We start from the raw sequence: 11130 nt of genomic DNA, 5'->3' as shown, positions 1-11130 counted from the left end.
ACGCCTGCCCCACTGCCCGCCAATGCCAAATAGCACGCCTGCCGCCAGCACCACCTCCCTCCCCACGATCAAGCGCCGCCTGATTTCCATGGTGTACGAGTCACTGCTGGCCCTGGCCGTGCTGTTCCTGCCCTTCCTCGTCTTCGAACTGATCGTGCAGGGCGCGCATACGCCGCTGACGGAACACCTGCGCCAGTGCCTGGCCTTCCTCGTCATGGGCGCGTATTTCATCCACCAGTGGAACCGCGAAGGACAAACCCTGGCCATGAAGACGTGGCGCCTGAAAGTGGTGCTGCCGGGCCATGCCCACGTGCCCCTGCGCATGGCCGCCTGCCGCTACGTCCTGGCCTGGATGTGGCTGCTGCCAGCCCTGCTGGTGGCCTATGCCTTCGACTTGCAGCACTGGACGGCCCTGGGCGCCATCGGCGTGGGCATTCTGGCCTGGTCGGCCACGGCCCTGTTCACGGGCAATGGCCAGTTCCTGCACGACAAGCTGCTGGGCACGCAGATCGTGCAACTGCCGGCACCGGCGAAGAAAGCAAAGAAAGTCGCCGCCTGAGTTTTCCGGCGGCTTGACCTGCGTCATTGAAGCGCCGCAGGGGGTCTGCGATCATGGTACGCCATGAACACTCCCCCACCCCACATCCATATCGTCAAGTCACGCGCGGAAGTCTGCAGCGAGGACGAAGTCCGGCAGCTCGTGCATACCTTTTATGCGGCCGCGCGCGAGGACGCCATGCTCGGCCCCATCTTTGCCGCCGAGGTCAAGAACTGGGATGCCCACCTGGCCACCCTCGTCGATTTCTGGTCAGGCTTGCTGCGCGGCACCATGCGCTACCACGGCAAGCCCCTGGCCCAGCACGCGCAGATGGAAAACCTCACGCCCTGCCTGTTCCGCCGCTGGCTGACCCTGTTCTTCGCCACGACCGAGAGCATGGGCAATGCCGCCCTGCAAGAGAAGGCCGACACCATCGCCTTGAATATTGCCGAACGGCTATGGAAAAGCTTTGCGGAAAGCCATGCGGCGCACATGGCTGGGGAAGCAGGCAAGCAGTCGCACGACGCCTGAGAAAGCCGTAGCGGCGGAAACTGCCTGCGGCCAAGAAGCGCGACGGTACCCGGTACGGGCGTCGAGCCAGCGGGCATCGCCGGCCGCAGCAGCGACGCGCAGCAGGTTTGCCCAGGCGTTCCTAGAACCGTTCGTAGCCTTGCAGGTAGCGCCATTGCCCCACGGGCATGGCGCCCATCGGGATGCGGCCGATGCGCAGGCGCTTCATGCTCACCACGTCCAGGCCCACCATCTTGCACATATGGGCGATCTGGCCCGGCTGCACGTTCTTCAGGGCAAAGCGCAAGCGCGTTTCATTCTGCCAGCTGACCTTGATCGGCGGCAAAGGCTTGCCATTGAAAGGCAAGCCGTGGTTGAGCAGCGCCAGGCCGTTTTCCATGATGTCGCCCGCCACTTCGACGATGAATTCCTGTTCCACCGTTTTCGCTTCGTCGACCAACTTGCGGGCGACGCGGAAATCCTGCGTGAACACGAGCAGACCGGACGCCATGGTTTCCAGCGGATTGGTGATGGTCAGGCCGATCAGATGGCGCTTCAGGAAGCGCGTGACGGAGCTGGGCGCCACGTTCTCCGGCGTGAAGATCTCTTCGGGACGCAAACAGCTCAGGGCCGGCTTGCCTTCCGCGCCCACGCCGCCATTGATGCCGGCCGGCTTGTGCAGCAAAATCGTCACGGGCGGCATTTCGTCCAGGGTGGCGTTGGGCAGCAGCACCACTTCCTGATTGTCGGCCACGCGCGCGCCCGATTCTTCCACCAGCACGCCATCGACCGTCACCCAGCCGCCCTCGATATACAGCTCGGCCTCGCGGCGCGAACAGGGCACGTCTTCGGACAGGCGCTTGGCCAGGCGGACGGTGGGCATTTCGTGTGGTGTGGTCATGGGGAGGCGCAAAAAGCAAGAGGAGGAGAAAGCCGGTATTGTAACCGACCCGCTCCTCCCCCCGTTTGGCAATGCGGAAGTCCTACGCGCCGGCCTTGGCCAGTTCCTCCGCAAAGAAACGGTGACCCATCTCTTCCAGGCCCAGCGTCTGCAGCACTTCCTGCAGGCGTTCCGTCGGGCGCTGGCGCGGCAGGTTTTTATAACTGGCGATGATCAGCTCATTCTTCATCGAATGTTCCCAGCCCACCAGTTCCGTCACGCTGACCTGGTAGCCGTGCGCTTCCAGCTGCAGGCAGCGCAGCACGTTGGTGATCTGGCTGCCGAACTCGCGCGTGTGCAGCGGATGGCGCCACAATTCCGTCAAGACACTCTTGCCCAGGCTCTTGCCCTTGTTCTTCTTCAAGACGGAGGCGACTTCAGCCTGGCAACATGGCACCAGCACCATGAACTTCGCCTTCTTCTTCAAGGCGAAGTGGATGGCGTCGTCCGTCGCCGTGTTGCACGCATGCAAGGCCGTGACGATATCGATCTGCTGCGGCAGCAAGGTCGATTCCGTCGATTCGGCCACGGACAGGGGCAGGAACGACATGCCGGGGAACTTGAATTTCTTCGCCAGCTCCTGCGAGCGCTGCACCAGCTCTTCGCGCGTCTCGATGCCGTAGATGTGCGAACCATCGTTGCCGTTCTTGAAGAACAGGTCGTACAGGATGAAGCCCAGGTAGGACTTGCCGGCGCCGTGGTCGACCAGCGACACGCCGGGATGGTCCAGCTGCACTTCGCGCAGCAGCGGCTCGATGAACTGCGTCAGGTGGTACACCTGCTTGAGCTTGCGGCGGCTGTCCTGGTTCATCTTGCCGTCACGCGTCAGGATGTGCAATTCCTGCAGCAAGGCGACCGACTGGCCATCCTTGATCTCGGGCATGTTGCTGGCGGCCGTGATGACGTCTTTCGGTGCGGCGACTGCGGTGGCGGCGGCTGCCGCGCCCTTAGCGCGCTTCATCGATCCACGCCATCTGTATCGCTTCGAGCACTTTTTCGCCGCCGCGCGTGTGGTCATCGTCGAAACCGTCCAGTTCCACCACCCAGTTATGCAGGTCGGTGAAACACACGGTCAGGGGATCGATGTCCGGATGCGCGTCGAACAAAGCCTCGGCGATCGCGTGTATGTCGGACCATTTCATGTTAGTGGCTGCCTTCGCTGACCTGGTTGATCGTGTATTTCGGGATTTCGACGACGAGGTCGGCTTCGGCCACGATGGACTGGCACGACAGGCGCGACACGGCTTCCAGGCCCCAGGCCTTGTCCAGCATGTCTTCTTCCAGTTCCGTCGCTTCGTTCAGGGACTCGATGCCTTCGCGTACCAGCACGTGGCAGGTGGTGCAGGCGCACGATTTTTCGCAGGCGTGCTCGATGTCGATGTCGTTTTCCAGCAGGATGTCGCAGATGGACTTGCCGGCCGGGGCTTCGATGACGGCGCCGTCCGGGCAAAGCTTGGCGTGCGGCAGAATGACGATTTGTGGCATATTACCTCTACAATTTCAATGATTTGGGGCGCTGCCGCAGCAATGGCACACGGCGCGCATGTCAACACTATTACAACACCTGACAAAACCGTAGCGAGCGGCAGTGATTTGTGGCCGAGAAGCGCAACCGTACTCCAGTACGGTGAGCATCGCCGGCCGCAAAGCGCGACGCGCAGCAGGTTTGGTCAGGTGTCCTCACACGACCTGGTCGAGCGTTTTGCCCGTCAGTGCCGTGCGCACGCTGCGGTCCATGCGGCGCGAGGCGAAATCCTCGGTGCCGTCGGCCAGAGCCTCGATAGCCAGCTTCAGGGCCTGGTGGTCGATGGCGCCGCTTTGCGATTGCGCAATGGCGTCGCGCACTTTGCTCATCAGGCCGTCGACGGCGGCGCGCTCGGCATCGTCCAGCAGGGCGCCGTCTTCGTCCAGCGCCGACTGCGTGGCCAGCAGGATGCGTTCCGCTTCCACCTGCTCTTCGCGCAGCGCGCGCGCCACCATGTCGACGTCGGCCGAGGTGTAGGAATCCTGCAGCATGCGGGCGATATCGTCGTCGCCCAGGCCGTAGGCGGGCTTGACGCTGATCGACGCTTCCACGCCCGAGCGCAGTTCGCGCGCCGAGACGGACAGCAAGCCGTCCGCATCCACCTGGTAGGTGATGCGGATGCGCGCGGCGCCCGCCACCATCGGCGGAATGCCGCGCAATTCAAAACGCGCCAGCGAACGGCAATCGCTCACCAGTTCGCGCTCGCCCTGCAGCACGTGCACGGCCAGGGCCGTCTGGCCATCCTTGAAGGTCGTGAATTCCTGCGCGCGGGCGCAGGGAATGGTCGAGTTGCGGGGGATGATCTTTTCCACCAGGCCGCCCATGGTCTCGATGCCCAGCGACAGCGGGATCACGTCCAGCAGCAGCCAGTCGTCGCCGGCGGCGCGGTTGCCTGCCAGCAAGTTCGCCTGGATGGCCGCGCCCAGCGCCACGACCTTGTCCGGGTCGATGTTCGCGTGCGGCGTCGTGTGGAAGAATTCGCTCACGGCGCGCTGCACGTGCGGCATGCGCGTGGCGCCGCCCACCATCACCACGCCGTCGACGTCGTCCGCATCCACGTTCGCGTCGCGCAGGGCTTTCTTGATGGCGTTCATGGTCTTGACCACCAGGTGCTGCGTCATGGCGGCAAAATCGGCCGCCGTGATGCGCAGGTGGATTTCCTCGCCCGAGTTCAGCTTGGCGTCGATCGTCGTTTCCGACTTGGTAGACAGCAATTCCTTGATCTCGCGCGCCTTCACCATCAGGATGGCCGTGTCTTCGTCCGACAGGGGTGCCAGCTTGGCGTGCTCGCTGATCCAGCAGAACAGGCGGCGGTCGAAATCGTCGCCGCCCAGGGCCGAGTCACCGCCCGTGGACAGCACTTCGAAGACGCCCTTGCTCAGTTTCAGGATCGAGATGTCGAAGGTGCCGCCGCCCAGGTCGTACACGGCATACACGCCTTCGGACGCGTTATCGAGGCCGTAGGCGATGGCGGCGGCCGTCGGCTCGCTCAACAGACGCAGGACATTGATGCCGGCCAACTGGGCCGCATCTTTCGTCGCCTGGCGCTGGGCATCGTCGAAATACGCTGGTACAGTAATCACGGCACCCACCAAGTCGTCGCCCAGCGAGTCTTCCGCGCGCTGGCGCAGGGTGGCGAGGATCTGCGCCGACACTTCGACGGGGCTTTTCACGCCGGCCACGGTTTTCAGCTGCACCATGCCGGGCGTGTCCTGGAAATCGTAGGGCAGGTTTTCCGCGTAGGCGATGTCGGCCAGGCCGCGGCCCATGAAGCGCTTGACGGAAACGATGGTGTTCTTCGGGTCGGTCGTTTGCGCGGCCAAGGCCTTGTAGCCGATGTTGGCGTGGCCATTCGGCAGGTAGCGCACGACGGACGGCAGCAGGGAGCGCCCGTCTTCGTCGTTGAGCACTTCGGGAATGCTGTTGCGGACGGTCGCGACCAGGGAATTGGTGGTGCCAAGATCGATGCCGACGGCCAGGCGGTGCTGGTGCGGCGCGGTCGACATGCCTGGTTCGGAGATTTGCAGAAGTGCCATTGTATTCGTGCCTCGATTAATTTATTGCGTGATGCAGCTGATGCCTGGTGCGCATTATAAGTCGCGCGCGTATCACATGCTCGCCACAGCCCCGAGTGCCGGACAGAAGCGTAGCGAGCGGCAGTGATTTGTGGCCGAGAAGCTCAACCGTACTCTGGTACGGTGAGCATCGCAGGCCGCAAAGCGCGACGGGCAGCAGCTTCTGTCCGGCACTCTCAGGCTTCGATGGCCTCGTAGGCAAAACGGACTTCCTCGCCGAATTTGTCGAGGAACATCAGGGCGCGCACGCTTTGCGCCGCATTCACGTAGTCGGCGGCGTCCAGCTGGGCCGCCACCTGGGCCAGCAGGGCCTTGCGTTCGCCGCGCAGCTGGCGGTCCAGGGCGTCGAGCGCCTCGGCATCCTTGCCGGCGCGCGCGTCGCCCAGTTCCTCGCGCCACTCCATCTGCTGCATCAGAAAGCTGACGGGCATGGCTGTGTTCGACTCCGTCTGCAGGTCGACGCCATTCAGTTCGCACAGGTATTGCGCGCGCTTTTGCGGGCTTTTCAGGGTCTGGTAGGCTTCATTGGCGCGCGTGGCCCATTGCATCGCCACGCGCTTTTCGGCGCTGCTGGCATTGATGAAGCGGTCGGGATGGACCTTGCCCTGCACGTCGCGGTAAGCCGCGTCGAGCGCGCTCATGTCGAGCGCGAAGCGGGCCGGCAGCTGGAAGAGTTCGAAGTGGTTTTGCATGATTGTCGGTGGTCGCTGTGCCTCAATCGATGAGTACAGCGCACCGACCGGGGTCTTGCCAGCTTTTAAATTCTAAAGCTCTCGCCGCAGCCGCAGGCGTCTTTTTCGTTCGGATTGTGGAACTTGAAGCCTTCGTTCAAGCCTTCGCGCGCAAAATCGAGTTCCGTGCCGTCGATGTAGGGCAGGCTTTTCGGGTCGACGAAGACCTTCACGCCGTGCGATTCGAAGACGCTGTCCTCGGCCGCCGCTTCATCGACATATTCCAGCTTGTAGGCCAGGCCCGAGCAGCCCGTGGTACGCACGCCAAAGCGCAGGCCCACGCCCTTGCCGCGCCGTTCGATATAACGGTTGATGTGCTTTGCCGCTTTTTCGGTCAGTGTGATCATGTATTTCTCCGCAACTGCCCCGACCTTGCGGCCGGGGCGGGCTGCCAACGTTTAAGCTGCTGCCGGGTGACGGGTCTGGTAATCCAGCACTGCCGCCTTGATGGCGTCTTCCGCCAGGATGGAGCAGTGGATCTTCACTGGCGGCAGGGCCAGTTCTTCGGCGATCTGCGTGTTCTTGATGGCCAGCGCCTGGTCCAGGGTCTTGCCCTTGACCCATTCGGTCACCAGCGAGCTCGAAGCGATGGCCGAACCGCAGCCATACGTCTTGAATTTCGCATCTTCGATCAGGCCGTCGGCGCCGACCTTGATCTGCAGTTTCATCACGTCGCCGCAGGCAGGCGCGCCGACCATGCCGGTACCGATGGTTTCATCACCCTTGTCGAAAGCGCCCACGTTGCGCGGGTTTTCGTAGTGATCGAGTACTTTGTCCGAGTAAGCCATTTTGATGCTCCTTTAATATTCTTGCCGGCCCTGTCCAACAGGGCCAGGGTGTTGGTTAATGGGCAGCCCATTGGATGGAATTGATATCAATGCCATCTTTAAACATGTCCCACAGCGGCGACAGTTCGCGCAGCTTGTGTACTTTCGATTTCAGCAGGCTCACGGCGAAGTCGATGTCTTCCTCGGTCGAGAAGCGGCCGATGGTGAAGCGGATCGAGCTGTGCGCCAGTTCGTCGCTGCGGCCCAGGGCGCGCAGCACGTACGATGGTTCCAGGCTGGCCGAGGTGCAGGCCGAACCGGACGACACGGCGATATCCTTGATCGCCATGATCAGCGACTCGCCTTCGACGTAGTTGAAGCTCACGTTCAGGTTGTGCGGCACGCGGTGGTCCATGTCGCCGTTGATGTAGACTTCCTCGATCTCCTGCAAACCCTTGGCCAGGCGGTCGCGCAAGGCCTGGATGCGGCCGATTTCGCTGTCCATCTCTTCCTTGGCGATGCGGAAGCTTTCGCCCATGCCGACGATCTGGTGCGTCGGCAGGGTGCCCGAGCGCAGGCCGCGCTCGTGGCCGCCGCCATGCATCTGCGCTTCCAGGCGCACGCGCGGCTTGCGGCAGACGTACAGGGCGCCCACGCCTTTCGGGCCGTAGGTTTTATGTGCCGTAAAGGTCATCAGGTCGACCTTGGTCTTTTGCAGGTCGATGACGACCTTGCCCGTCGCCTGCGCGGCGTCGCAATGGAAGATGATGCCTTTCGAGCGGCAGAACACGCCGATCTCGTCGATCGGCTGGATCACGCCGATTTCGTTGTTCACCAGCATCACCGACACGAGGATGGTATCCGGGCGCACGGCCGCGGCCAGCTGCTCGACGGTGATCAGGCCGTTGTCCTGCGGTTCCAGGTAGGTCGCTTCAAAGCCGATGCGTTCCAGTTCGCGCACCGTGTCCAGCACCGATTTGTGCTCGGTCTTGACGGTGATGATGTGCTTGCCCTTGGTCTTGTAGAACTGTGCCGCGCCCTTGATGGCCAGGTTGTTGCTTTCCGTCGCGCCGGACGTCCAGATGATTTCGCGCGGGTCCGCGTTCACCAGGGCCGCCACGTGGCCGCGCGCCTCTTCCACGGCTTTTTCCGCCGTCCAGCCATACATGTGGCTGCGCGATGCCGGATTGCCGAACTGCTCGCGCAGGTAGGGAATCATCTTGTCGGCGACGCGTGGATCGATCGGCGTCGTGGCCGAATAATCCATGTAGATCGGGAAATGCGGTGCGGTTTCAAAGTGCACTTGGCCTACGTTTTTTTCAGGGGCGTTCATCAATAACTCCAATGCAATCAGCAACTTAGTATTTTTAATTATCAACCGAGGGCGGCATGGTTACGGTGCATCACCATCACGCTTTGCTCGGCATTCTTTTGTCTCTGCTGGTCGACCAGGTCCTGCAAGGACACAGAATCCAGATAATCGACCATTTTTTCGTTGAGTGTGGACCACAATTCATGCGTCATGCAGCGCGCGCCCGTGGCCGCGTCGGCGCCGTGGCAATGCTCCTTGCCGCCGCACTGCGTCGCGTCCAGCGGTTCGTCGACGGCGATGATGATGTCGGCCACCGTCACCTTGTCGGCGCGGCGCGCCAGGCTGTAGCCGCCGCCGGGGCCGCGGATCGATTCGACGATCTCATGGCGGCGCAACTTGCCGAACAGCTGCTCCAGGTAGGACAGGGAAATCGACTGGCGCTGGCTGATGCCGGACAAGGTGACCGGTCCCTTGCCCTGGCGCAGGGCAAGATCGATCATCGCTGTCACGGCAAAACGGCCTTTTGTAGTCAGACGCATACATCCTCGGTCAACTGTTCAATAACTGGTTTAAAATATTGCGGCTTTTCAACTTCTCAAACCCCGAGTAGTTGAATGATTTAGTCAAGTATAACAAATTCGGCGGGGTTTGTCAGAGCGCCCCGCGATGACCACAGGGCTGGCAGGGGCATGGCCGGCCGCGCCAGGCGCGGCGGCTTCAGGAAAACAACAGTCGGGAAATCGCGGGCGGGCCCAGCCCCGCTGTCAGGCCTATCTTCAGCCCCTCAGGGCAGCACGCACTTTCATCAATTCAAAGCCCAGCAGGTTCAAGCCGTCCCAGCGGGAAGGATCGCCGATGCGCGGGTTGTCCGACGCCAGGCCCACGCCCCAGATGCGGTCGACGGGGCTGGCTTCGACGATGATGCGCTCGCCCGTGCCCAGCAGGAATTTGCGCAGCGCGGCCTTTTGCGAGAACTTGGCGAAGTTGCCATCGAAGACGATGCCGGCGCGCGCCGCTTCCCATGCCTTGGCGTCGAAGTTCGCCACCTCGCGCCCCAGCTTCTTCACTTCGGACGGCCGCTCGGCCGCCACGATGCGCGCCTGGACGGCCGTGTCGCCGAACAGGGCCGCCTTTTGCGCCATCATGTAGTGCTCGGCCGTCGCGTACGTCACGCCGGCCAGGCTGAACGGCGACGGAAACCACTGGCTGAAACAGCTCTTGTCTGCCACCTGCGGCTGGGCCGGCGTGTGGCCCCAGAAATACAGATAGTCGGGCACGCCGCCCGCTGCGATCCACGCCTTCAATTCTTCCACGTTACTGATTTGCATATTCCCCGCACTTCCGCCGGACAGGCGATGATTCAAGCTCAAACACGCAACAGCTGCATCGGGCCAAACAAGGCCTGCATGTCACGATTGCCAATAAAGGACAGATTATACGGATGTTCCGCCGTCACCTGCGGCAGCATTGCCGCCACCGGCAGGCGTTTGATCAGCTCGGCAATCTTGCCCCACAGCACCAATTGCGGCACGACCGCCCCGCCCTGCTGCGCCAGCGCTTCCAGCACCACCTGCAGGAAGGGCAGCCAGCCGCGCGCATCCTGCACGGGCGGCACGTGGGCGCGGAACACCAGCGCCGCGTTGAGCAGCAAAAAACCCTGCTCCGTCATCTTGCGCTGCAGCTCGGGCAGGGTCTGGATGACGCCGCTGTCCGCTTGCAGCGCGGCGGCCGCCACGGGCGCCATGGCGGCGCCGGAGGTGTCGCCACCCTGCAGTTGGCCGTCGGCCACCAGCAGCATCTTCATGAAGTTGCGCAGCGAGGTGGCGCGGTTGACGGGCTTCGACAGCCCGGTCGCCGACCACAGGCTGCCCACGGCGCCATCCATGAAGCACACGCCCGTGGCGCTGTCGGCGCGCGGATACGGCCCCTCGCCCACCAGCACGTGGCGCACCTGCGCCAGCGGCAGGGCAAAGGCGGCAAACAGGCGGCCCTGGGTAGGCAGGTAATCGTCGGCGGCCAGCGCCGGCAGGTAGGCGGGATCGGCCGCCATCACGGCCTGCAGGCCGCGCAGCAGGATGGGACGCCAGGATGGGTGCGCCAGGGACAGGGCATCGGTGATCCCGGCAGGAACAGTGGTAACGGTCATGGCGCGTCAGTAAAATATTTGGGCAAACGCAAATTGTAGCGCACCGGCAGGCTGGCATTGACGAAAACACACGATCCAAATCAATCGCGCATGAAAAAGCCCCGCCGGTTGCCGGGCGGGGCTTGCCGCATTGCGCCGTGTCAAAGCTATTCGGCGTCGGGCTGCTGCGACGGATGCGCGGCGGCAAAGGCCGGCAAACCGGCGCAATGCGCGTGGATGCGCGCCACGCGCGGATACGGCGCCAGGTCGATGCCGAAGCGCTGCGCATTGAACACCTGCGGCACCAGACAGCAATCCGCCATGGTCGGGCTGTCGCCATGGCAGTACAGGGCCGTGCCGGCCGGATCGCCCTGCGCCAGCAGCGCCTCGACGGCCGCCAGCCCTTCGGCCATCCAGTGACGGTACCACTCCTGCTTGACTTCCTCCGACACTCCCAGCGTGCCTTTCAGGTACTTCAGGACGCGCAGATTCGTCAGCGGATGGGCGTCGCAGGCGATGGCCAGCGCCAGCGCGCGCACGCGGGCACGGCCCGGCGCGTCGGCCGGCAGCAGCGGCGCGGCCGCGTGCGTCTCGTCCAGGTATTCGA

The 11130-nt window shown here is 63.2% G+C and carries 15 protein-coding genes; 2 read left to right on the top strand and 13 right to left on the bottom strand.

Annotated elements, in window-relative coordinates:
- Positions 1 to 559 (top strand): RDD family protein (locus EBS11_RS27125; protein WP_365956314.1); only part of this gene is annotated, 559 nt, incomplete at its 5' end.
- A 63-nt stretch (positions 560 to 622) separates the two neighbouring features.
- Positions 623 to 1069: a group III truncated hemoglobin gene (locus EBS11_RS27120; RefSeq protein ID WP_290608387.1), complete on the top strand. Its 447-nt coding sequence runs from the start codon at positions 623 to 625 to the stop codon at positions 1067 to 1069.
- A 121-nt stretch (positions 1070 to 1190) separates the two neighbouring features.
- Here the strand turns inward: EBS11_RS27120 and EBS11_RS27115 are convergent, their stop codons facing one another.
- The 13 genes from EBS11_RS27115 to maiA all read right to left on the bottom strand — a co-directional run.
- The gene (locus EBS11_RS27115; protein WP_290608385.1) at positions 1191 to 1949 is read right to left on the bottom strand and encodes an rRNA pseudouridine synthase; all 759 of its coding nucleotides are present in this window, start codon (positions 1947 to 1949) and stop codon (positions 1191 to 1193) included.
- A gap of 82 nt (positions 1950 to 2031) precedes the next feature.
- Entirely contained in the window at positions 2032 to 2949 is a 918-nt protein-coding gene (locus tag EBS11_RS27110) for an SAM-dependent methyltransferase (protein ID WP_251351407.1), read from the bottom strand.
- Positions 2936 to 3130 (bottom strand): Fe-S cluster assembly protein IscX, encoded by a 195-nt coding sequence (gene iscX / locus EBS11_RS27105; RefSeq protein ID WP_290608382.1) that lies wholly within the window; start codon positions 3128 to 3130, stop codon positions 2936 to 2938. Before iscX ends, EBS11_RS27110 begins: the two co-directional genes overlap by 14 nt.
- Before the next feature lies 1 nt (position 3131).
- Positions 3132 to 3473, bottom strand: coding sequence for an ISC system 2Fe-2S type ferredoxin (fdx, locus tag EBS11_RS27100; RefSeq protein WP_034750070.1), 342 nt, complete (start codon positions 3471 to 3473; stop codon positions 3132 to 3134).
- Between the two features lie 195 nt (positions 3474 to 3668).
- Positions 3669 to 5549: a Fe-S protein assembly chaperone HscA gene (hscA, locus tag EBS11_RS27095; protein WP_290608379.1), complete on the bottom strand. Its 1881-nt coding sequence runs from the start codon at positions 5547 to 5549 to the stop codon at positions 3669 to 3671.
- Between the two features lie 215 nt (positions 5550 to 5764).
- Entirely contained in the window at positions 5765 to 6280 is a 516-nt protein-coding gene (hscB, locus tag EBS11_RS27090) for a Fe-S protein assembly co-chaperone HscB (protein WP_290608377.1), read from the bottom strand.
- A 65-nt stretch (positions 6281 to 6345) separates the two neighbouring features.
- Positions 6346 to 6666, bottom strand: a complete 321-nt coding sequence (iscA, locus tag EBS11_RS27085; RefSeq protein ID WP_071322760.1) for an iron-sulfur cluster assembly protein IscA — start codon at positions 6664 to 6666, stop codon at positions 6346 to 6348.
- Positions 6667 to 6717: 51 nt separating this feature from the next.
- Entirely contained in the window at positions 6718 to 7107 is a 390-nt protein-coding gene (iscU, locus tag EBS11_RS27080; RefSeq protein ID WP_034779562.1) for a Fe-S cluster assembly scaffold IscU, read from the bottom strand.
- A 55-nt stretch (positions 7108 to 7162) separates the two neighbouring features.
- The gene (locus tag EBS11_RS27075) at positions 7163 to 8389 is read right to left on the bottom strand and encodes an IscS subfamily cysteine desulfurase (RefSeq protein ID WP_290608389.1); all 1227 of its coding nucleotides are present in this window, start codon (positions 8387 to 8389) and stop codon (positions 7163 to 7165) included.
- A gap of 71 nt (positions 8390 to 8460) precedes the next feature.
- Complete coding sequence (gene iscR, locus EBS11_RS27070) at positions 8461 to 8937, bottom strand: Fe-S cluster assembly transcriptional regulator IscR (protein WP_065310626.1); 477 nt, start codon at positions 8935 to 8937, stop codon at positions 8461 to 8463.
- A 237-nt stretch (positions 8938 to 9174) separates the two neighbouring features.
- On the bottom strand, positions 9175 to 9726 hold the full coding sequence (locus tag EBS11_RS27065; RefSeq protein ID WP_290608372.1) for an NADAR family protein: 552 nt from the start codon (positions 9724 to 9726) through the stop codon (positions 9175 to 9177).
- Between the two features lie 38 nt (positions 9727 to 9764).
- Positions 9765 to 10544 carry a uracil-DNA glycosylase gene (locus EBS11_RS27060; protein ID WP_290608370.1) on the bottom strand — a complete coding sequence of 260 codons (780 nt, stop codon included), beginning with the start codon at positions 10542 to 10544 and terminating at the stop codon, positions 9765 to 9767.
- Between the two features lie 146 nt (positions 10545 to 10690).
- On the bottom strand, positions 10691 to 11130 hold a 440-nt coding region (gene maiA, locus EBS11_RS27055; protein WP_290608368.1), incomplete at its 5' end, for a maleylacetoacetate isomerase.

Origin of the sequence: Janthinobacterium sp., from assembly GCF_009923995.1 — a bacterium.
Lineage (GTDB): Bacteria > Pseudomonadota > Gammaproteobacteria > Burkholderiales > Burkholderiaceae_D > Janthinobacterium.
Note: the sequence above shows the minus strand (reverse complement) of the source record. Positions and strands in the feature narration are given on the sequence as shown.

Excerpts from the sequence above, each read along its gene's own strand:
- EBS11_RS27120 (WP_290608387.1), top strand. The coding sequence starts at position 623 with ATGAACACTCCCCCACCCCACATCCATATCGTCAAGTCACGCGCGGAA.
- EBS11_RS27115 (WP_290608385.1), bottom strand. The coding sequence starts at position 1,949 with ATGACCACACCACACGAAATGCCCACCGTCCGCCTGGCCAAGCGCCTG.
- EBS11_RS27110 (WP_251351407.1), bottom strand. The coding sequence starts at position 2,949 with ATGAAGCGCGCTAAGGGCGCGGCAGCCGCCGCCACCGCAGTCGCCGCA.
- iscX (WP_290608382.1), bottom strand. The coding sequence starts at position 3,130 with ATGAAATGGTCCGACATACACGCGATCGCCGAGGCTTTGTTCGACGCG.
- fdx (WP_034750070.1), bottom strand. The coding sequence starts at position 3,473 with ATGCCACAAATCGTCATTCTGCCGCACGCCAAGCTTTGCCCGGACGGC.
- hscA (WP_290608379.1), bottom strand. The coding sequence starts at position 5,549 with ATGGCACTTCTGCAAATCTCCGAACCAGGCATGTCGACCGCGCCGCAC.
- hscB (WP_290608377.1), bottom strand. The coding sequence starts at position 6,280 with ATGCAAAACCACTTCGAACTCTTCCAGCTGCCGGCCCGCTTCGCGCTC.
- iscA (WP_071322760.1), bottom strand. The coding sequence starts at position 6,666 with ATGATCACACTGACCGAAAAAGCGGCAAAGCACATCAACCGTTATATC.
- iscU (WP_034779562.1), bottom strand. The coding sequence starts at position 7,107 with ATGGCTTACTCGGACAAAGTACTCGATCACTACGAAAACCCGCGCAAC.
- iscR (WP_065310626.1), bottom strand. The coding sequence starts at position 8,937 with ATGCGTCTGACTACAAAAGGCCGTTTTGCCGTGACAGCGATGATCGAT.
- EBS11_RS27065 (WP_290608372.1), bottom strand. The coding sequence starts at position 9,726 with ATGCAAATCAGTAACGTGGAAGAATTGAAGGCGTGGATCGCAGCGGGC.
- EBS11_RS27060 (WP_290608370.1), bottom strand. The coding sequence starts at position 10,544 with ATGACCGTTACCACTGTTCCTGCCGGGATCACCGATGCCCTGTCCCTG.